Here is a 21,752-nt window from a genome sequence, read left to right on the forward strand (position 1 = left end):
CTAAAATAGGTGAAATTTTTCAGCAGCCAAATGTTGTGTAAAATATTTATACACAATGTTTTGGTTGCTTTTGTTAATAACTTTTTTGCGGATTTAAGGTTAAAATATGTTTAAGTTTATTATTTTTATGCCCTCTTTGCAATAACATAAACAAAAGAAAGAAGCATGGATTTAGAAAGAATTTCAGTTCAAGCACTTAACAATAATACCCCATAGAAAAGCTTAGTTAAATAACATAAAAAACAGGAAGGAGGTAGCTATGAAAAAATAGCCAAAATCTATTTTTGGTAAAAAACATTAAAAAATTGTTCGAAAAGAGTAAAATTCAGATTAAAACATGTTTTCAAAATTTTACACAAACTTGTTTGAGTAAATAAAATCCAATTTAAATTTTAAAGATTAAATCAATGAATAAGTTGAAAATTATAACGTTACTAGCATTTTTGTTTTTCGCTTTTCAGGGATGGGCGCAACAAAAAACGGTACATGGTACCGTTACTGATACAAAAGGAGACCCCATTCCGTACGTAAATGTGGTTATCAAAGGTGCAACAATAGGGACTGCAACCAACGAACTGGGAGAATACGAATTATCAGTTAATGAAGATGTTACACTTATTTTCAGTAGCCTTGGATATAAAGACAATGAAATAAACACAGCTGGTAAAACACAGATTGATGTAGTACTTATAGAAGACAACATTGATGTGGGCGAAGTTGTGGTCATGGGTTACAACTCGGTTGAGCGACAACACCTTGCTTCATCCGTTGAAACGGTTGAAATGGATAAAGTAGAAAACCGTCCTATATTTAAGCTCGAGGAAGCATTTAGTGGTACCGTAGCCGGTGCAACACTTATGCAGGGGAGCAACTTGCCGGGTAGTGTGCCGGGTACAATCTCTATCAGAGGGCTTAGCACCTTACAGGACGCTGAACCACTGGTAATTGTGGACGGAATGGAACAATCGTTAACCGATATCGATCCAAATCAGATTAAGAGTATCAGCGTATTGAAAGATGCGGCTTCTGCTTCGATGTATGGCTCCCGGGGGGCCAACGGTGTAATTATTATTGAAACAGAACGCGGTAGCACCGGTGAATTCAAAGTTAACCTGCACAGTTGGGCGGCTTTTCAAAAACCAATTGATTTGCCCGATTTCGTAGGCTCCTCCAATTACATGCGCCTAAATAACGAAGCCAGGCAAATGCAGGGACAAGAGCCTCTTTTTACACAAGAAGAAATTTCAATGGCTGATAACGGCAATTATACCAACACCGACTGGCTGGATGCCGTTATGCAGAAAACAGCTTACTCGCATAATACTTCGGCAAACATTTCCGGTGGTGGGGGTGTCGGCACATTCAACTTAATGTTAGGATACGTGGAAGAAAGTGGACTAAATACTATTGAAGGGACACAGAAATTTAGTGCACGATTTAACACAAACATTAATATTGCTGATCGTTTTGTGCTCCTTGCCGATTTCTATGCCCACAGGCTCCAGGTTGACCGGCTTTATGCCAACGACGATGGCCATGGCCTTTATCAAATTGCCTGGCGAATGAACCCAACACAAGACATTTTCTATGACAAAGAAAATTTAGACATTGAAGACCATTATATTCTTCATAATAACATGAACCCAATGGCTTCAATTAAATATGGAGGAACAAAAAACAACCTGCACGACAGAAGTACAATCAACCTGAGACCAAGATATTACATTAATGACAATCTGCATATTTCAGGTAATGTGTCGTATATGATTAATAAATCAGCGGATAAATATAAAAGGGAAACCTTTAAATTTTTTGATGGCGATGGCAAACCTGTCGATGTTTGGTCAAATGCAGTAGGGGCTTCTCAGGGGGTAAGTGTGAGTCAAATTACAGCACGAGGCCTTCTGAACTACGAAAAAAACTTACGCCAGGAACAGGATAAAATTTATTTAGTAGTTGGTTCTGAAATAATGAATTATACCTACACCGATTACCGGGAAATTGCGAAATCTTCATTTTTCGGAAAATTAAACTACTCTTTTGATAACCGCTATCTTTTAGAAACCACAGTGAGAACCGACGGCAGCAGTAAATTTGCGCCAGGCAAACGCTGGGGATTCTTCCCCTCGGCATCTTTGGGATGGAACCTTCATAACGAAAGTTTTATGGAATCACTAAAAAGCCAGGGAATTATTGATAATTTTAAAATACGTGCTTCGTATGGTTTAATTGGAAATGAAAACGTTTCACCTTATTTGTGGCAGGAAATTGTGAATACCTGGGGCTGGACAATGCGTGTGCCCAACCCAGATTTTACATGGGAAAAACAACGCCAGGCCAACCTGGGAGTTGATATTACCACCCTCAAAAACAGGCTGAACATCACATTTGATGCCTACAATAAGTATTCTTATGATTTAATTTACTCTGATTTCCCGGTCCCGCCACTCACTGGGTCATATTATCTAACTTCTTCAGTTAATATTGGTGAAGTTGAAAATAAAGGATGGGAAGTTTCTGCAAACTGGTCAGACAAAATAGGTGAATTCTCCTATAGTATTGGCGCGATGGTTTTTGACAATCAAAACAAGGTTTTGAAAGCCGGTTATGCAGAATCTGATACCTTAATTTTCAAAAATAATAACGATAAAATTTGGTTTAAGGGAATTCCGGTAGATAATTATTACGGATATGAAAGTGATGGTTATTTCAGCAACGAAGCTGATGTAGAAGCAACCGAGGCCAAATTGCCCAATACCCTTCCGGGTGACATCAAATATGTCGATCAAAACAACGATGGAATTATAAATGACCAGGATAAAGTAATTCTTGGCGATCCATTCCCGCATTATAATTATTCAGTAAGTATCGATCTGCAATATAAGCGCTGGGACTTTTCAATCCTTGGTCAGGGTGTTGGTAAACGTACCGGTCGTTTGAACGGAATGGAAGGTTATCCTGTATTAATGGATGGTTCAAGTAATTCACTGGGGGCTCCCCGGGAATATTACATGGAAAACCGCTGGACTCCTGATAATCAGAACAGCCGCTTCCCCCGCGTATGGACAGGTTCAAGCACAAATGCCCGCCTTAGCGATGTATGGTTAAGTGACGCTTCATTTTTCAGGATGAAAACCATCCAGTTAGGTTATTCTATACCAAAAATAGGGGATAATATCAGAAACGTACGCTTTTATGTCAATGCCCAGGATGCCATCACCTTTACCAACTGGGAAGGGCTGGAACCTGAAAGAAATGGTGGAAATGGCAATTATCCAAGGATGGCGACATATAGTATCGGTGTAAAAGCAACAATATTTTAAAAATTTAAATAGATTTTTCAAGATGAAAAAAATAATATTAATTCTGCTTATAACAACTACGTTAGTTGGATGCGAAGATTTTCTGGATAAAAGAGATCCCACAGCCACTTCATTTGTTGAATTTTTCAATGATGAAGAAGACCTGCGAAGAGTGATTTACAGTAGCTACCTTGATGTTTTTACTTTAACATCAAACCGAAGGACCATGATCTACATGCATGACGGTAAATCGGACAATGCCTACAGCCGACTTGAGGGAGACCACCACCAACGATTGGCAAATGGCAACTTCAATAGCAATACAGATGCTTTCCTCTATTATTACGAGTTACAGATGAAACACCTGGGGCGTTTGAACACTTTTATTGCTAATGCCGATGTGCCTTATGTTGAGAATGAGTCTGTACGACAAAAATACAAGAGTATTCTTGAAGCATTACGCATTTGGCATTACTTCAAATTGACTTTCCGCTGGGGTGATGTGCCATTTCACCTGGAACCTGCCGATTTAGCTGATGCCACTCAGCCAGCTACGCCAAAAGAGGAAATTTTAGATGAACTCTTCCCTCTTGCCGAAGAAATAGCCAGCAGATTACCTGCCGAAGAATATACTACTGACAAATACATGTTTAATAAATATTCACTCAAAGCGCTGACCATGCGTTATGCACTGTATAACGAACGGTACGAACTTGCAGCACGGCTGGCTAAAGAAATTATGGATAGTGGAAATTATTCGTTGCATCCTGTTTATGGCGATCTATTCCAATATGAGGCATGTTCAAACAATAACGAATTTATTATGCACCTGAACAGGGAAAGTAACGGAAACAGGGCAACCTATGGTTTCAGGGATCTCGGACCGCACTATCGCACAGGTCCCGGTCAGTCTTATCTCGTTCCGCTAAAATCGCTGGTTGATTCCTATTGGACCCTACAGGGTAATCCAATCAACGATTGCCCATTACATTCAAAAGAAGAATACGAATTAAATCCATCGCTTAATCGTGACCCACGCTACAGTTCAAGTATAATGGGGCACGGCGATATTTTCTATGGTGATACCATTGATATTTACAATGAAAATAATCCCATGTTCTACGAAAACCAACGTGCAAGTAGCTCAGGATATTGGTTCAAAAAGTATGTTTCGGAAGCCGATGCATTTAAGAGCAGTGGAAATATGGAATTTGCTTTTTTACGTTATGCCGAGGTATTGCTAACATATGCAGAAGCAAAAATCATGATGAACGATGTAGATGAGCTGGCCAAAAGCTGCATAAACCAGGTTAGAGAACGGGCAGGTTTGGATATGAGCGAGGCGGATGTTACGCTGCCAAAGTATGATTCATACAGCCAGCAAGACTGGATTGAATTAATAAGGAATGAACGTCGAGTTGAATTTGCCGCCGAAGGATTGCGGTATAACGATATCATCAGATGGCACACTGCCGAAGAGGTATTAAATCAACCCGCATTGGGCCATACCCGAAAAGAAAACGGACAGCTGGTATCGTTGAAAATCGAAGACAGGTCATTCAACTCTCACAACTATTTATGGCCTTTCCATGAAAATAGTTTACGGGTTAATCCGGGGTTAAGGCAAAATCCGGGTTATTAATAAATTTATAGCACAAAAGAGGGTTAATGAAAAAAATTGACCCTCTTTTTCAATTTTTATTTTTTAGCTAAATTGCACCGAATGAAACCAATAACTAAAATAAACCGAAGAAGATTTTTAAAAACAACAGGCATCGGCCTGGTGGGGTTACCGTTGGCAACAAATGCCATCACAAAAATAACTCCTGGTGACAAAATCAGAGTGGCACATATTGGCACCGGAAATATGGGCAGTTCGCACATCCGCTGGTTTTCTGCGTTTCCCGATGTGGAAACAATTGCACTTTGCGATGTGGACAAACTCCGGCTAAACGATGCAAAAAAGCTGCTCCAGTCGCGCAATCCGTCAGCAAACCCTGATTTGTATTCTGATTTCAGGTATATCATCGACAGAAAAGATATTGACGTGGTTACCTGTGCCACACCCGACCACTGGCATGCGATGGTGGCCATTATGGCGTTTGAATCGGGTAAAGACGTGTATGGCGAAAAACCTTTGTCGTACTCCCCCAGAGAAGGACAAGTGATGCTGGAAGCAATGAAATACCACAACCGTATTTTTCAGTTGGGGACGCAAATTCATGCCGGCGAAAATTACCACCGTGTAGCCGAAATCATACAATCGGGCGCATTGGGAAAAATAAACACGGTCAGGTTGTGGAAAACAGGCGGAACAAAAGGACTGGGTTTTCCTCCCAACGAAACGCCTCCCGAACATCTCGACTGGGACATGTGGCTCGGCCCGGCTCCCTATTCTGAATATACCCCGGTTAAATGCCATGGTACCTTTCGCAGCTTTTTCGATTATTCAGGCGGTGTTTTTGCCGATTTCTGGTGCCACATTGCCGATATCATGTACATGTCAGTCAGTCCGGAAAACCTGACTTCCATTGATGCACGCGGCGAAGTTCCCGACGACGGTATTGCCGACACCCCAAAATGGATTGACGTGGACTTCAAATTCAAAGACCTGGACGTTTTCTGGACCACCAAACCACCCCAGGTGCCCAATGCTGAAAATATGCACATTGGGGCTCATTTCGAGGGCGAAAAAGGCACACTGACCTGCGATTATGAAAATCGCATCATTAAAATCGGGAACGAAACTTTTTCTGATTTGCCAGAGGTTCCTAAAACTTTACCCCGATCGCCGGGGCACCAGCGTAATTTTCTCGATGCTGTAAAATTGCGTAATCAACCCGAAAGCAACCTGGAGTATGCCCGAAAAATGACGCTTCCCATGCACCTGGCACTTATTTCATTCAGGCTGAAACGTAAACTCAGCTGGGACAGTACCCGGGAAGAATTCAAAAACGACTCTGCGGCCAACTTTTTACTGGCAAGAAAATACCGTTCTCCCTGGAAACTTCCGGATTATTAACATCAAAAATCAATTCTGATGAAAAGAATCTTAGCTCTTGCAATAATTTTAGCATTTTCAATTGGGGGATTTTCACAGGAACACAAGCAATTTATTTCCCTTTTCAATGGGAAAGACCTTACGGGCTGGACAATGCCCGGTGAAGTGCCCGGTTTTGAAGTAATTGATGGTATTATGGTTGCCGAACCATCCAACGGCAGCGATATTTTTACAAAAGAAGCGTTTGCCAATTATATTTTTCGGTTCGAATACCTGCTCTCAGAGGTAGGAAACAGCGGTGTTTTAATCCGTTGCAATCACGAAAATCCCTGGGAGACTGGCGTGGAGGTGCAGCTTTTGGCACCCTGGACACCCTACCGCGATGATTTACATTGCACGGGGTCACTTTACGGACATGTAGCTGTTACCAACCGTCCCGACGAAACCACCGGAATCTGGCACCAAATGGAAATCAGGTGCGACAGGAACCTAATTACTGTTTCGGTTGACGGGCAAGTAGCTACCGAGGCAGATATCGATACGGTGGGAAGCATGAAAAATAAACATATTACCGGTGCAATCGGGTTTCAGTCGAACCACAGTAAAAAAGGAGAATCTGCCCGTTTCAGGAATATTTCTATCCGAAATCTCGATTTGGAGCCGGAGTATGTGAAGGCAGGTTTTTTTGAAGAAGATGCCCGGTATAGAAAACCAGCCCATGAAGCTGCCCTTAAAATTGGAGCTCCCATGATTGAGCCGCTTGCTCAATTGCTTTCCGCTAAAAGTCCGGTGGCACAAAGCGGGGCCAAACAAGTGCTTTTTGACCTTGTTGCCGAATCAACCGCTCCCGATAGCTCAGGAGCAAAAAAAGATGCAGTTGCCAAAAGACTGGAGAAAAGCTTAAGAAATTGTTCAGAAGCTAGTGCTTCTCAATACCTTGAGTGGTTGCTAAAAATGACAAAAAACGAAAATTAAAAAAAATTACTGAACCAAAATGCGTTTATTGGATGAAATTTGGTGTTATCTTACATATCCCAAATTTTCCAAATAATTTAGCCCTTTCAAATTTGTCACATTTATTTTTTGTAAAACTGAATAAGTTCAAGCATAGTCATAAAAACTGGTAATCATTGAATATTAATCTATTTGAAGTGCCATCAGGTTTTTGTCGCAAAAGTTTTTTATTTTTTTCAAAAGCAAATATTATCTTTGGAATTATTTCCGAAAAGAAGTCGAATTCAATTTAAAATACTTATAAAATCAATACAATGAGTTTCGATAAAAAATCATCCAGAAGAAGATTTCTGAAAAGCGCATTGGTTGCCGGAGCCGGATTAACCGTTGTTCCGCGCCATGTATTGGGAGGAAACGGATTTATTCCTCCGTCTGATCAACTTACAAAAGGTATTATTGGTGTGGGCGGAATGGGCCGCGGCCATATTCCCTACGAAGGCACCCGCGTGGTGGCTATTTGCGATGTGGACACAAAGCACCTGGAACTGGCACAAAACCAGATTGGTTACGACGTGAAAAAAATTCACGATTTCAGGGAACTGGTGAACCTGCCCGAAGTGGACATTGTACACATTGCCACTCCGCCGCACTGGCACGGAATCATGTCGGTTGAAGCAGCCAAAGCCGGCAAGGATATTTGGTGCGAAAAACCGATGACCCGCACCATTGGCGAAGGCAAAAAAGTGATGGAAGCCGTAAATGCACACGGCCGAATGTTCCGCCTGAATACCTGGTTCCGGTTTAAAGATACGTTCTACGGACTGGGAACCGATGTAAAACCGCTGAAAAAAGTGATTGACAGTGGAATCCTTGGATGGCCGCTGAAATTTACCGTGAGCGGGGTAACCGGCTACGACTGGAAATTTTACTGGAGTGGCGAACACAACCTGAAACCAATGGCCGTGCCGGAAAACCTCGATTACAACATGTGGCTCGGACCGGCTCCTTACAAACCGTACAACCCGGAACGTGTTCACTCTAAATTCCGCGGATACTGGGACTACGACGGCGGCGGACTGGGCGACATGGGGCAGCACTACCTCGACCCGGTGCAGTACCTGCTCGGAAAAGACGGCACCGCTCCGGTGAAAATTGAAGTGGATGCCCCGCAGCAACATTACGATGCAGTGGGCTCGTGGCGAAGGATTACATACACTTACGCCGATGGCTGCCAGATTATTCTCGACGGTGAAAACAAAGACAAAGATGCGGCTTACATTGAAGGCCCCAACGGTAAAATTTATCGCGGGTTTAGGTCTGATATTCCCAACCTGCAGTCGTTCCTGAAAACCCTGCCTGACCCGGAACCGCAGATTTCTGTCTTCTCCGAATCGGTAAAAACCCGTAAAAAATTTGCCCTGAATGAAACCAACGGATTCTGGTCGGCAACACTGGTGAACCTGGGAATAACAGCAGTAAGGCTGGGACGCACGTTGAATTTCAATCCCGATAAACTTGAATTTATCGAAGATGAAGGTGCCAACCAAATGATTAATCAACCGATGCGGGCACCGTGGTCAATTTAGAAGCCCCTAAATCCCCAAAGGGGACTTTAAAGAAATAACAACATAAAGACGAAATTAAAGATGAAAAAAAGAATATTTCAATATACAGCAATCCTGATTTTTGCGCTGTTCTCGGCAGGCAGCTTTGCACAGGATAACCGGACACTGGATACCAAAGTGGCCGACATACTGGCGCAGATGCCCACCAACGATTTGATTCATCGCGACCGGGTGATGGCTGAAATTGTTGAACTCGGTCCGGAAGGTTTCCGAAAAATGGCCGAATTGCTCACTCCGGCAGGAGTTGGCGATGACACTGCAGTTCGGTTTGCCATCAACAGCGTGGCCCGCTATGCCAGCGATTTTGGAAGGGAAGAAGAACGCAGCTATGTTGAAACGGCGTTGCTCAATGCAATCCAACAACAAACAAATAATGAAGTCATCACTTTTTTGATGAATCAACTCAACCTGGTAGGCGGCCAAGAGTCTGTGAAAACATTACAGGTTTATCTGGCCGATGAAGATTTGGCTGAACCTGCCACCCAGGCGCTTTTATCGATTGGAAACAAGGAAGCTGCAATGGCGCTGCTTTCGGGGCTTTCGAATGCAAACGAAAAAACAGAGGTAACACTGGTACGCGCACTGGGGCAGTTGAATTGCAAAACCGCTCTGCCTGAAATTACCCGTTTGGCAGATACCAAAAACCCGGAATTAAGAAAAGTTTCGCTGGAAGCTTTGGCCGCTATAGGTCAACCGGATTCTTACAAATTAATGCTCGATGCAGCAAAAGATGTTGATTTTGAATATGAACCAACTCATGCGGCAGATGCTTTTTTGAACTATGCCGGCAGGCTGGCTGAAAACAATGAACTCAAGCTGTCTGAAAAAGCGCTTAAAGCCGTTTTTAAAGCCAATTCAGCAGGAGAAAAATTGCATAATTATTCAAAAGCGCTTGCTATATCCACCAAACATTTTGGCTACGAAGCTTTACCCCTGTTGCTCAATGCGATGGATAACAGCAGCAAACCGTTTCGCTATGCTGCATTAAACCTGGCAGAAGATTTGGGCGGAATTGCAGCTACCCGCCAGTGGGTTGAAAAAGCAAAGTCGGCCAGCCCCGAAGTAAAAGCCGAAATTATCAGCATGCTCGGACGAAGAGGCGATGAATACGCGGTGGATTTTGTAAAAAGCAATCTCGACGCATCAGTGCCAGTTGTAAGAGAAGAAGCAATTACTGCGCTCGTAAAATTGCAGGGCACGGAAGCTGTTCCTGTTTTAATTGCTCACCTGGCAGAAGGCAATGATTTGACAGCTACAAAAATTGCATTGTTTCAACTGCTCGACAAAGCGCACCTGGCACCGGTTGCTGCACAACTCGGTGAAACCAGCGGTGAAGTGAAAGCTGCATTTGTGGAAATTATCGGCGCTAAATCGGGCAGCCAGTATTTCGATGAAATTTATGCGCTGACTGACACGCAAAAAGATGAGGTGAGAGCAGCCGCATTTGCTGCACTTCAAAATGTTTCTTCCTACGACAACATCAATAATCTAATTGACAAGTTACTGGCGGTTCAGAATGAAAATGAAATTGAGGCGGTTCAGGCGGCAATTGTGGCGGCCATTAAAGATGTTGATATTGAAAGTACTGAAAATGGTCAGTTGCTGCAGGCGCTCGACCGCACCAGCAAAAAAGAACGAATCGTTGCCATTCTGCCCGAAGTTGGCGGAGATGTTGCGTTGGAAACTGTTGTCGGTTATTTTGAAAGTTCATCAGGGACATTGAAAAATGCTGCTTTTGAAGCGCTTACCAACTGGAAAGATTATTCGGCTGCGGCATCGTTGTACGAAATTTGCCAAACTGCTTCCGGCGAGTACCGCGAACAGGCATTTGCCAGTTTCATTCGTCAGGTGCGCAGCACTCCGCTGCCCGATGCACAAAAACTGCTGCAGTACCGGAAAATTATGCCGTACGCAGAAACTGTCAATGAAAAACGAAGCGTCATTGAATCGATTGGCAACCTGAAAACGTTCCTTTCGATGGTTTATCTCGAAGATTTTCTAAATGACAGTGATTTGCAGCAAACTGCCGCACGCTCCATCATGCGGATTGCACTGCCCGACAATAACGGACAGAACGGTTTTACCGGCGAGAAAGTACGCGAATTGTTAAATCGCGTAGCTTCTGTTTTGGAAGGTGAAGAGAGCGAATACGACATCATCCGGGTAAAAAATTACCTGGCCGAAATGCCTGATGAGAAAGGATTTGTTGCCATGTTTAACGGCAAAAATCTTGACGGTTGGAAAGGCCTGGTTGGCAACCCGATTTCGCGTGCAAAAATGAGCGAAGAAGAATTGGCGCGTAAACAGGAAGAAGCCAATGAGAATTTGCATGAATTCTGGTCTGTAAAAGACAATACCATTGTTTTTAGTGGAAAAGGAGCAAACCTTGTTTCGGTAAAAGACTACGGCGATTTTGAACTAATTGTGGACTGGCGCATCACCAAAGAAGGCGACAGCGGCATCTATTTGCGCGGAACACCACAGGTGCAAATCTGGGATACATCGCGCGTTGAAGTTGGTGCACAGGTTGGCTCGGGTGGCTTGTATAACAACCAAAAATACGAAAGCAAACCACTGAAAGTAGCCGACAATCCGGTAGGTGAATGGAACACATTCCACATTACGATGATTGGCGAAAATGTAACTGTTTACCTCAACGGCGAACTGGTAGTGGATAACGTTCCGCTTGAAAATTACTGGGACCGCAGTCAGCCGATTTTTCCGACCGGCCCGATTGAATTGCAGGCCCACGGAACAAACCTGGCTTTCCGCGATATTTATGTGAAAGAGATAAATACCGATGAAATTGGCCTGACAGAAAAAGAAAAAGCCGAAGGGTTTGTATCGCTGTTTAATGGCCGCAACCTGGACGGATGGCAGGGTAATAAAACCGATTATTATGCCGAAAACGGCGAACTGGTGGTGAACCCGAAAAGGGGAGGACACGGAAATTTGTACACCGAAAAAGAATACAGCGATTTCATTTTCCGGTTCGAATTTCAACTGACTCCCGGTGCCAACAACGGGCTCGGAGTTCGGGCACCGCTTGAGGGCGATGCTGCTTATGTGGGCATGGAGTTGCAAATTCTGGACAACACCGCGCCAATTTACGCCAACCTGCACGAATACCAATATCATGGCTCAGTTTACGGCGTAATTCCTGCCAAACGCGGGTTCCTGAAACCCGTGGGCGAATGGAACACGCAGGAAGTGGTGCTGAAAGGAAACGACATCAAAATTACGCTCAACGGGGAAGTAATCCTGGAAGGCAACATTGACGAAGCCAGCAAAAACGGTACACTCGACGGAAAATCACATCCCGGCCTCGACCGCGAAAAAGGTTACATCGGGTTCCTGGGGCACGGTTCACCGCTGAAATTCAGGAATATCAGGATAAAAGACTTAAGTGAATAAGTGTTAATTTGTTCTATATTTAAACGGGGTTTCCTTTCGGGAGCCCCGTTTTATTTTTGGAAAAATAAATCAACCTTATTTTAAGCAATTAATGCAAAAAAAGGGCATCACGCGGAGTGACACCCTTTTTATATTAAAATCTAAATTTAATTTTCTTATTACAAGCTGTTAACTGCATTCAAGTCTTCGAAAGCTTTCTGCAGGCGTGCAATCATCGATTCTTCACCTTTACGCAGCCATGCGCGCGGGTCGTAAATCTTTTTGTTTGGCTTGTCTTCCCCTTCCGGGTTACCAATTTGCGATTGCAGGTAGTCGTGCTTTTCAGCTTCGTAAGCACGCACGCCATCCCAGAATGCCCACTGCGTATCGGTATCGATGTTCATTTTAATTACACCGTAATCAATGGCTTCGCGAATTTCTTCGTGCGATGAACCTGAACCACCGTGGAAAACAAAATCAACCGGGAAGTCATCGTCGAGGTTGAGTTTTTCTTTGATGTATTTCTGTGAATTTTTCAGAATCACCGGTTGCAGTTTTACATTACCCGGTTTGTAAACACCGTGCACGTTACCAAACGAGGCGGCAACTGTGAAGTTCGGGCTCACCTTTTTCAGTTCCTGGTAGGCATAAAATACCTCTTCGGGCTGTGTGTAGAGCTTCGAGCTGTCAACATCAGCATTGTCAACGCCGTCTTCTTCACCCCCTGTAATACCGAGCTCAATTTCGAGTGTCATTCCCATTTTGCTCATTCTCTCGAGGTATTTTTTACTGATCTCCATGTTTTCTTCCAGTGTTTCTTCCGAAAGATCGAGCATATGCGAGCTGAAAAGTGGTTTTCCGGTTTCTTCGAAATATTTCTCACCGGCATCGAGCAGTCCGTCAATCCAGGGCAGTAATTTTTTTGCTGCGTGGTCGGTGTGCAAAATCACACGTACTCCGTAAGCTTCGGCCAGCGTGTGGATATGTTTTGCTCCGGCAACAGCCCCCAAAATGGCCGATTGCATCCCTTCGAGTTTCAAACCTTTGCCTGCATTAAATGCGGCACCGCCATTCGAGAATTGAATAATAATTGGTGCATTGGCAGCTTTGCCAGCTTCCATTGCAGCGTTAATCGATGATGAACCTATAACGTTTACAGCAGGCAGCGCAAATTTATTTTCCTGTGCTACCCTGAAAATGTATTGTACGTCGGAACCGGTTACAACACCCGGTTTTACAGCATCAGCTATTTTTCCCATAATTTTTACTTTTTAATTTATTGATTTCTTCGCAATTACATGTTTTCCCAAATTTACAATTTCAGTTGCGGTGCTGCAAAAATCGGGTGTTAACTAAGATTAAATTCTTTATTATTTAATATTTAGGTTAACAGGAAGACCCAAATCAGGTTTGATTGTTTTCTGAATTTGAGTTTTCAATCTTTTGACTGACAATATTTTCTGCTTCCTCCACTTTTTCTTCCACCTTTTCAATCCTGTCTTTTTTATCCCTGCGCTTTAATTTATCTATAAGCTTTTTAAGAAAAGGAATTTCATAGGCCATTAAAAACAAGCCTGCTGCCAGAAACAGATACCCCAGTGGAATGAATGGAAAAAACATGAAAATTGCTCCCAGGATAAAAACGATGAATCCAACCACCAGGCGGATGTATTTTATATGTTTTGGTTTTAGTTTAACCATTTAAAAACCTCTATTTATTAAACTATCCGACTGCAATTTTAATACCTTAATGCAAAAAAAAGCAAAAATATAAATTGGAATGGAAATTAAAAACTGCTGAAATTATTGATTGCATACTACAGTTTTCAAAAAAAAAAGCTGCGTGAATCAGTAATTTATACGCAGCCTTGATTTTTTAAAACAGAAAATTCTTACGCAGCACTTTCTTCCATAAACATTTTAATATCAGCTTCCGGCTCGTTAATTACGGCAATTCCGAATTGTTCTACCAGCACGTTTGCAACGTTTGGCGAAAGGAATGCGGGAAGTGTTGGCCCGAGGTGGATATTTTTCACCCCGAGGTAAAGCAATGCCAGCAATACAATCACCGCTTTTTGTTCGTACCAGGCAATGTTGTAGGCAATGGGCAGTTCGTTAATATCGTTCAGCTCGAACACTTCTTTCAGTTTCAGGGCAATTACTGCCAATGAGTAGGAGTCGTTGCACTGACCGGCATCGATTACGCGTGGAATACCACCGATGTCGCCCAGCGGCAATTTGTTGTAACGGTATTTGGCACAACCAGCAGTGAGAATCACAGTATCGGTTGGCAATTTTTCAGCAAAATCGGTGTAATATTCGCGGCTTTTCATGCGACCGTCGCAGCCGGCCATTACAAAGAATTTTTTGATAGCCCCGGTTTTCACCGCATCCACAATTTTATCGGCCAGCGCAAACACCTGTGCATGCGCAAACCCCCCGGTTATTGTACCGGTTTCAATTTCCTGCGGCGGATCACATTTCCTGGCGTGTTCGATGATGGCACTGAAATCTTTCATCCCGCCGTTTTTGCGTTCAGAAATATGGGTTGCACCTTCGAGCCCTGAAGCTCCGGTAGTATAAATTTTGTCTTTGTAACCTGCATTTTTCAAAGGAGGGACAATGCAGTTGGTGGTAAAAAGAATTGGCCCGTTAAACGACTCGAATTCTGATTTTTGTTTCCACCACGAGCCACCGTAATTGCCCACGAGGTGGTCGTATTTTTTGAAAGCGGGATAATAATGCGCCGGCAGCATTTCGCTGTGGGTATATACATCCACGCCGGTTCCTTCGGTTTGCTTCAGCAGTTCCTCCATGTCTTTCATATCGTGACCCGAAATGAGGATCGCCGGATTGTTGCGCACCCCAATATTAACTTGTGTAGCTTCCGGGTTTCCGTAGCTGGATGTGTTCGCTTCATCGAGCAGCGCCATCACATCTACGCCGTATTTACCGGTTTCCAATACCAAATCAACCAACTCGTCAACTTTCAAATCCTCTGTGGTTGCAACCAGTGCCCGCTGCATGAATTTATAAATTTCATCCTTTTTATGGCCCAAATTCCAGGCATGTTCAGCATAAGCTGCCAGCCCTTTTACACCATAAATTACCAGTTCGCGCAGCGAGCGAACATCTTCATTCTCGGTACTTAACACACCCGCCTCTTTGGCCTTTTCTTCAAATTCTTCTATGGAAGAAGCATTCCAGGTTGCAAACCCGGGAAGGTTTCCAGGAAGCTCAATGTTGTTTTCTTTGCACTTTTCATGCAGTTCATCTCTAAGCGCAAGGGCTTCATTAATTCTTTTCTCGAAACTGGCTTTGTCGAAATTGGCATTTGTAATGGTGCTGAACAGCCCGTCGAACACAAATTTATCCACTTTACCGGGGTTCAGTCCTTTACTTCTCAACTTCTCGTTAAACCAGCTGATTCCTTTCAGCATATACATTAAAGTATCCTGCAGGTTGGCCACTTCATTGGTTTTCCCGCAAACTCCTTTTACTGTACAGCCGGTGCCCTTGGATGTTTCCTGACACTGAAAACAAAACATACTCATACTATTCTTTTTTTAATGTTTAATACTTTTCATTCACTCAAATCAATTTCTGAACTGACACATAAAATTATTTACGTGTTTGTCCTGTCCCTGTTATACTATTTTTCATCCAAATATTAAATGGCCCATTCTTCTGATAACACCTCACCTTTAATTCCAATAACCGAAATTTTTACAATTTCTCTTATCATTTTTTTCTTTTTCCGTGAAACAAAATTAGGCATACACCGTTGGATAAATTGTATCAATTGTTACAAATTCGACACAAATGATAAATTATCAACTTTTGAATAAATGCCCTGTTTTTAAAGGAGTTCCCGAAAACGAAATCCGCAAATTGCTTCATCAGGTTCATTACCAGGTTAAAAAATTTAATAAGGGCGATATTGTAGCCATTGCCGGTGAGCAAATTTCCAGTCTTTTTATCATTCTTTCAGGGAGTGTGAGGGGCGAAATGATTGACTATTCGGGCAAAACAATAAAAATTGAAGACATTGAAGCTCCGCGACCGCTGGCAACTGCATTTTTATTTGGTTCCGAAAATCGATTTCCGGTAACAGTGACTGCCAATAACAGCGTGGAAATTTTTTCAATTTCAATTTCAGAATTATTGCGGTTAATGCAGCTTAATCAGGTGGTGCTTAAAAATTACCTGGACAGTATTTCGTCGCGCACCCAGTTTATTTCTCAAAAACTTCATTTTTTAAGTTTCAAAACCATCAAGGAAAAGATAGCTCACTACCTGTTGCAAAAAGCCGGCGACCGGTTGCATTCGTTTCAACTGGACAGCACGCAGCAGCAACTGGCCGACCTGTTTGGCGTTACACGGCCTTCGCTGGCGCGGGTGCTGAGCGAAATGCAAAAAGAGAAACTCATTATCATTGATAAAAAGACGGTAACCCTTTTGAATAAACAAAAACTAAATGAATTGCTCAGAAATGGATAGAAGCAAGTTAGTTACCTACCAAAAGTTTGGGCCTTATTCCAACTTAATAGCATTTAGCACTACCAAATCAACTTTCCCCGGAGTTACCAATTTGCGGTTTACCGGAGGCCAGCCTGAATTGGCAAAAGAAAACCGCGAACAACTGGCCCATGTTTTAAAAATTGATGCCAGTCAATTGGTTTTTCCGGGACAAACACATACCAACTGTGTAGTTAATTTGAACCACATTCCTGAAAATGAAATTTCCGAAACCGATGCCTTGCTAACCAACCAGCCTGGGATATGCCTGTGTGTGCAAACAGCCGATTGCGTTCCCGTTCTTTTATTCGACCCGGTTAGTCGTGTTATTGCAGCAGTTCACGCGGGCTGGCGAGGCACCGTGACAGAAATTGCAACCTTAACTGTTGAAAACATAGAAATTTCAGGGGAATGTACTTTCAAAGAAAATGAAAAATATTACTCAGCACGCCGCGATGGGATTGAAACCGGCAGGATAGTTTCCGGAATTATGCTGTGTTGAACAAAACAGTTTATAATCCTTAAAAACGGGTTCATTTATTTCAGTTTGAACGAAAACAACTATCTTCGCAGCAATCATGTTTCCTGAAAAAAAGTAAATACAAAAAAATGGAAAAATACAAACTGGCAAACAGGCTTACCGGCTGGATTATTTTTATTATTTCGGCCATTGTTTATTTAATGACCATTGAACCCACCACCAGTTTCTGGGACTGCGGCGAATTTATTACCACCTCGTTTAAACTGGAAGTAGGCCACCCGCCAGGTGCACCAATTTTTATGATATTCGGCCGGTTTTTCACGCTTTTTGGCGGCCCAGACAAAGCTGCCGTTATGGTGAATGCCATGTCGGCCCTGGCAAGTGCCTTTACCATTTTATTCCTGTTTTGGACCATTACCCACCTGGCAAAAAAACTGATTGCCAACAACGATAATGTAACCACAGGAAACATCGTTTCCATTATGGCTGCCGGAGCGGTAGGTTCACTCGCCTATACATTTTCCGATACCTTTTGGTTTTCTGCAGTTGAGGGCGAGGTATATGCCTTTTCATCCATGCTCACGGCTATAGTATTCTGGGCCATTCTGAAATGGGAAAACATTGCCGACCGCCCGCACGCCAATCGCTGGTTAATTTTCATTGCTTATATCATAGGATTATCAATCGGCGTTCACCTACTTAACCTGCTGGCCATTCCGGCTATCGTTTTTGTTTATTATTTCAGAAAATACAAAACTACACGCAACGGTTTTATTGCTGCACTGGTTATTTCAGTGGTGATTGTGGGAATTATCATGTGGGGAATTATCCCGGGCGTGATTACTGTTGCATCGTGGTTCGAACTGCTGTTTGTCAACACTTTCGGGCTACCCTACAATTCGGGAGCCTTGTTTTACATTGCACTAATTATTGCAGCAATAGTTTATGGTATCCGCTATACTATTAGAAAGAATATGGTATTTTGGAATACTGTAATTGTTGGGGTAACTGTAATTCTTATCGGTTATTCTTCGTTTGCACTCATCATTATACGCTCGGCAGCCATGCCGCCGATGGATCAAAACAGCCCCAAAGATGTTTTCTCGCTGTTAAGCTATCTTAACCGGGAACAATACGGGCAGCGGCCATTGTTTTTCGGACAGTATTATAATTCGCCGCTCAATCCGCAGGAGCGCTACAAAGAGGGCAAACCGGTTTATTCCCAAATTGACGGAAAATATGTAGAAACCGACCGGAAAGTTGTACCGAATTACGATGATAAATTCACAACCTTCTTTCCACGAATGTGGAGCAGCATGGATCCGGTCCATGCGCAGGATTATCAGCAATGGGGAAAAATTCAGGGACGCAGGATTCAGCACCGTAATGAAAGTGGTAATACAGAAATCATTGTAAAACCCACATTCTCCGAAAATATGCGGTTTTTCTTCCGCTACCAGGTAGGCCACATGTATTTCCGCTATTTTATGTGGAACTTCGCGGGCCGCCAAAACGATATTCAAGGGCACGGCGGGTTGCTACACGGAAACTGGTTAAGCGGCATTAATTTCATCGATGAATGGCGACTGGGCGATCAGGACAACCTGCCCGACCGTTTTGCAAACAATAAAGCCCGCAACACCTATTATTTCCTTCCGTTGCTGCTGGGACTTCTTGGAATTTTTTACCAGTACAAAAAAGGAAAAGAAGGACAAAAAGGCCTCTGGCTGGTTTTCCTGTTGTTTTTCATGACCGGCCTGGCCATTGTAATTTACCTGAACCAGTATCCGCACCAGCCGCGAGAACGTGATTATGCCTACGCCGGTTCGTTTTATGCATTTGCCATTTGGATTGGCCTGGGAGTGCTGGGCATTATTGAAACACTGAAAAAATACATGCCCGAAACCATTGCAGGCGGAGTTGCAGGCGCACTCACACTTGTTTTGGTGCCGGGAATTATGGCCGCCGAAAACTGGGACGATCATGACCGCTCGAATCGTTATACCGCAAGAGACCTGGGTGCCAACTACCTGAAAACCTGCCAGCCCAACGGTATTATTTTCACCAACGGCGATAACGACACCTTCCCGCTCTGGTACAACCAGGAGGTGGAAGGCGTACGCACCGATGTTCGCGTGTGTAACCTCAGTTACCTGCAAACCGACTGGTACATTAACCAAATGCGCCGGCAGGCCTACGATTCTGAGCCAATGCCATTTTCTATGGATGAAGAAAAATACCGCCAGGGTACCCGCGATGTGGTTTACCTGATGGATAACCCGCGGATTTCGAGAAAAAGTATTGGGCTGAAAGAAGCTGTTGATTTTATTGCCGATGATAACCCTGCAACGAAACTCAGGCAGGCCGACAATGCCGCCTATCTTCCCAAAAAAGTAATCAGCTTTAAGGTGGATAAAGAGGCTGTAATTGAAAACAAAGTGGTGAAACCGGAAGATTACGATAAAATTGTCGATTCCATCACTATCGATTTATCGGACCGAAATTACCTGCCCAAAGATGAAATGATGATTTTGGATCTGCTCGCTACCAATAACTGGGAACGCCCCATTTACTGGGCCATTACAGTTGGCAGAAACAAATACATGAACCTGGAGGATTATTTCAGGGTAGAAGGTTTTGGGTACCGGTTTGTGCCCATTAAAGGCGAGAGTGAAGCCGAACGACTGTCGTACGGAAGTGTGGAGACTGAAATAATGTACGATAACCTGATGAATAAATTTGCCTACGGAAACATGAACGATCCGGATGTTTACATTGATGAAAACAACCGGAGAATGATGACCAACATCCGAAATTCATTCAGCAGGTTAGCCGACGGTTTGATTGCCGAAAACAAAAATGATTCGGCCATTGCAGTTATCGACCGTGGCTTTGAATTGGTGCCGCCCGAAATTGTTCCGTATGAATTTTTTGGCATTCAGCTTGCCGAAAATTATTACAGAGCCGGAGCTCCTGAAAAAGCAAGAACTGCTTTCGAAGAAGCAGTGGCGACGTTCGACGATGAGCTGAGCTACTTCCTTTCACTCGACCGCAAATTCAGGCAGTCGGTTAATGAAGAAATACAACGCAACCTGTTTTACCTGCAACGAATGGAAAGGACCGCCCGCAACAATGGCGACTCCGAACTTTCGGCGAAAATAGGCGAAACGCTGCAAAAGCATTTTGAATCTTATAATTCAAATTAAATGAACATTTTAATCATTGGCTCCGGTGGAAGAGAACATGCCCTGGGCTGGAAAATAAAACAAAGCAAAAAAGCCGGGAAACTTTTTTTCGTGCCCGGCAATGCAGGTACCAGCGAGTTAGGTGAAAACATTCCCCTTGGAGTAAACGATTTTCAAAATATAAAAAAAGCCATTGTCGAGAAGCAGGCAGAAATGGTGGTGGTTGGCCCCGAAGTGCCGCTGGTTGAAGGCATTCACGACTTTATATCGGCCGATCCCGAACTTCAAAATGTAAAAGTGGTGGGTCCTAAAAAAAATGGAGCTCAACTGGAAGGCAGTAAAGATTTTGCCAAAGACTTTATGATGCGCCACAATATTCCCACGGCAAAATATTTATCGGTAACCAATGCAAACATCAACCAGGGAATTGATTTTCTGAAATCATTAAAAGCCCCTTATGTGCTGAAAGCCGACGGGTTGGCAGCCGGGAAAGGAGTGTTGATTCTCAATTCGCTTTCCGAAGCAGAAACCATGCTGAAAGAGATGCTGGAAGGAAAATTCGGGGAGGCCAGCAACAAAGTAGTAGTTGAAGAATTTTTGAGCGGCACAGAGGTTTCGGTTTTTGTGATAACCGATGGCAAAGACTACAAACTTTTACCCGAAGCCAAAGACTACAAACGCGTTGGCGAGGGCGACACCGGCCTGAACACAGGAGGAATGGGCGCCATCTCGCCCGTGCCGTTTGCCGGGCGCGAGTTCATGAACAAAGTGGAAACCCGCATTATCAAGCCTACCATCAACGGGTTGAAAATGGAAAAAATTGACTATTCGGGGTTTATCTTTTTCGGCTTAATAAATGTGGACGGCGAACCATTTGTTATTGAATACAATGTGCGGCTTGGCGACCCCGAAACAGAAGCCATTTTACTGCGCGTGAAATCTGATTTTGTTGATTTACTCGAAGGTGCTGCCGACGGAACGCTTGCCAAAAAAGAAATTGAAATCGACAAAAAAACAGCTGCAACCGTAATGATTGTGTCTGGCGGCTACCCGGGAAGCTACCAAAAAGGGCTGGAAATTTCCGGTTTGGAAAAAGTGGCCAACAGCACTGTTTTTCACGCCGGGACAAAACCCGAAGGCAGCTCGGTGGTGACGAGCGGAGGCCGGGTGTTGGCCGTAAGCTCTACAGGCAACAACAAAACTGAAGCCCTGGAAACTTCATACAGAAATGCTGAAGTCATTCAGTTCGATAAAAAATATTACCGGAAAGATTTAGGATTCGACCTTTAATTA

General features: G+C 43.4%; 13 protein-coding genes. 10 read left to right on the top strand and 3 right to left on the bottom strand.

Going from position 1 to position 21,752, the window contains the following annotated elements; all coding sequences use genetic code 11:
- The first annotated feature begins 407 nt into the window (after positions 1-407).
- From ACTCNA_RS06170 to ACTCNA_RS06195, 6 genes are all read left to right on the top strand, one after another.
- Positions 408-3,323, top strand: a complete 2,916-nt coding sequence (locus tag ACTCNA_RS06170) for a SusC/RagA family TonB-linked outer membrane protein (RefSeq protein ID WP_462947027.1) — start codon at positions 408-410, stop codon at positions 3,321-3,323.
- Positions 3,324-3,345: 22 nt separating this feature from the next.
- Complete coding sequence (locus ACTCNA_RS06175; RefSeq protein ID WP_462947028.1) at positions 3,346-4,944, top strand: RagB/SusD family nutrient uptake outer membrane protein; 1,599 nt, start codon at positions 3,346-3,348, stop codon at positions 4,942-4,944.
- Positions 4,945-5,025: 81 nt separating this feature from the next.
- On the top strand, positions 5,026-6,324 hold the full coding sequence (locus tag ACTCNA_RS06180) for a Gfo/Idh/MocA family protein (RefSeq protein WP_462947029.1): 1,299 nt from the start codon (positions 5,026-5,028) through the stop codon (positions 6,322-6,324).
- A gap of 18 nt (positions 6,325-6,342) precedes the next feature.
- Entirely contained in the window at positions 6,343-7,278 is a 936-nt protein-coding gene (locus tag ACTCNA_RS06185; protein WP_462947030.1) for a 3-keto-disaccharide hydrolase, read from the top strand.
- Positions 7,279-7,571: 293 nt separating this feature from the next.
- Positions 7,572-8,843 (top strand): Gfo/Idh/MocA family oxidoreductase, encoded by a 1,272-nt coding sequence (locus ACTCNA_RS06190; protein WP_462947031.1) that lies wholly within the window; start codon positions 7,572-7,574, stop codon positions 8,841-8,843.
- A gap of 60 nt (positions 8,844-8,903) precedes the next feature.
- Positions 8,904-12,296 carry a 3-keto-alpha-glucoside-1,2-lyase-like domain-containing protein gene (locus tag ACTCNA_RS06195; RefSeq protein WP_462947032.1) on the top strand — a complete coding sequence of 1,131 codons (3,393 nt, stop codon included), beginning with the start codon at positions 8,904-8,906 and terminating at the stop codon, positions 12,294-12,296.
- A 158-nt stretch (positions 12,297-12,454) separates the two neighbouring features.
- On the opposite strand, the gene fbaA is transcribed toward ACTCNA_RS06195, so the two are convergent.
- From fbaA to hcp, 3 genes are all read right to left on the bottom strand, one after another.
- Positions 12,455-13,534, bottom strand: a complete 1,080-nt coding sequence (gene fbaA, locus ACTCNA_RS06200; RefSeq protein WP_462947033.1) for a class II fructose-bisphosphate aldolase — start codon at positions 13,532-13,534, stop codon at positions 12,455-12,457.
- Between the two features lie 145 nt (positions 13,535-13,679).
- Complete coding sequence (locus ACTCNA_RS06205) at positions 13,680-13,976, bottom strand: hypothetical protein (RefSeq protein ID WP_462947034.1); 297 nt, start codon at positions 13,974-13,976, stop codon at positions 13,680-13,682.
- A gap of 191 nt (positions 13,977-14,167) precedes the next feature.
- Positions 14,168-15,829, bottom strand: coding sequence for a hydroxylamine reductase (hcp, locus tag ACTCNA_RS06210; protein WP_462947035.1), 1,662 nt, complete (start codon positions 15,827-15,829; stop codon positions 14,168-14,170).
- A gap of 268 nt (positions 15,830-16,097) precedes the next feature.
- Between hcp and ACTCNA_RS06215 the strand changes: the two genes are divergently transcribed.
- The 4 genes from ACTCNA_RS06215 (at position 16,098) to purD (ending at position 21,749) form a co-directional block, all read left to right on the top strand.
- Complete coding sequence (locus ACTCNA_RS06215; RefSeq protein WP_462947036.1) at positions 16,098-16,775, top strand: Crp/Fnr family transcriptional regulator; 678 nt, start codon at positions 16,098-16,100, stop codon at positions 16,773-16,775.
- On the top strand, positions 16,768-17,295 hold the full coding sequence (locus ACTCNA_RS06220; RefSeq protein ID WP_462947037.1) for a purine nucleoside phosphorylase YfiH/LACC1 family protein: 528 nt from the start codon (positions 16,768-16,770) through the stop codon (positions 17,293-17,295). Before ACTCNA_RS06215 ends, ACTCNA_RS06220 begins: the two co-directional genes overlap by 8 nt.
- Positions 17,296-17,402: 107 nt before the next feature.
- Positions 17,403-20,480 (top strand): protein O-mannosyl-transferase family, encoded by a 3,078-nt coding sequence (locus ACTCNA_RS06225; protein WP_462947038.1) that lies wholly within the window; start codon positions 17,403-17,405, stop codon positions 20,478-20,480.
- Positions 20,481-21,749 (top strand): phosphoribosylamine--glycine ligase, encoded by a 1,269-nt coding sequence (gene purD, locus ACTCNA_RS06230; protein WP_462947039.1) that lies wholly within the window; start codon positions 20,481-20,483, stop codon positions 21,747-21,749.
- Positions 21,750-21,752 lie beyond the last annotated feature (3 nt).

Source organism: Tangfeifania sp. (genome assembly GCF_055108615.1).

What these genes read in the sequence shown, in the direction of transcription:
- hcp (WP_462947035.1), bottom strand. Translation starts at nt 15,829, where the DNA reads ATGAGTATGTTTTGTTTTCAGTGTCAGGAAACATCCAAGGGCACCGGC.
- ACTCNA_RS06190 (WP_462947031.1), top strand. Translation starts at nt 7,572, where the DNA reads ATGAGTTTCGATAAAAAATCATCCAGAAGAAGATTTCTGAAAAGCGCA.
- ACTCNA_RS06215 (WP_462947036.1), top strand. Translation starts at nt 16,098, where the DNA reads ATGATAAATTATCAACTTTTGAATAAATGCCCTGTTTTTAAAGGAGTT.
- ACTCNA_RS06170 (WP_462947027.1), top strand. Translation starts at nt 408, where the DNA reads ATGAATAAGTTGAAAATTATAACGTTACTAGCATTTTTGTTTTTCGCT.
- ACTCNA_RS06185 (WP_462947030.1), top strand. Translation starts at nt 6,343, where the DNA reads ATGAAAAGAATCTTAGCTCTTGCAATAATTTTAGCATTTTCAATTGGG.
- ACTCNA_RS06195 (WP_462947032.1), top strand. Translation starts at nt 8,904, where the DNA reads ATGAAAAAAAGAATATTTCAATATACAGCAATCCTGATTTTTGCGCTG.
- ACTCNA_RS06205 (WP_462947034.1), bottom strand. Translation starts at nt 13,976, where the DNA reads ATGGTTAAACTAAAACCAAAACATATAAAATACATCCGCCTGGTGGTT.
- ACTCNA_RS06180 (WP_462947029.1), top strand. Translation starts at nt 5,026, where the DNA reads ATGAAACCAATAACTAAAATAAACCGAAGAAGATTTTTAAAAACAACA.
- ACTCNA_RS06220 (WP_462947037.1), top strand. Translation starts at nt 16,768, where the DNA reads ATGGATAGAAGCAAGTTAGTTACCTACCAAAAGTTTGGGCCTTATTCC.
- ACTCNA_RS06225 (WP_462947038.1), top strand. Translation starts at nt 17,403, where the DNA reads ATGGAAAAATACAAACTGGCAAACAGGCTTACCGGCTGGATTATTTTT.
- purD (WP_462947039.1), top strand. Translation starts at nt 20,481, where the DNA reads ATGAACATTTTAATCATTGGCTCCGGTGGAAGAGAACATGCCCTGGGC.
- fbaA (WP_462947033.1), bottom strand. Translation starts at nt 13,534, where the DNA reads ATGGGAAAAATAGCTGATGCTGTAAAACCGGGTGTTGTAACCGGTTCC.
- ACTCNA_RS06175 (WP_462947028.1), top strand. Translation starts at nt 3,346, where the DNA reads ATGAAAAAAATAATATTAATTCTGCTTATAACAACTACGTTAGTTGGA.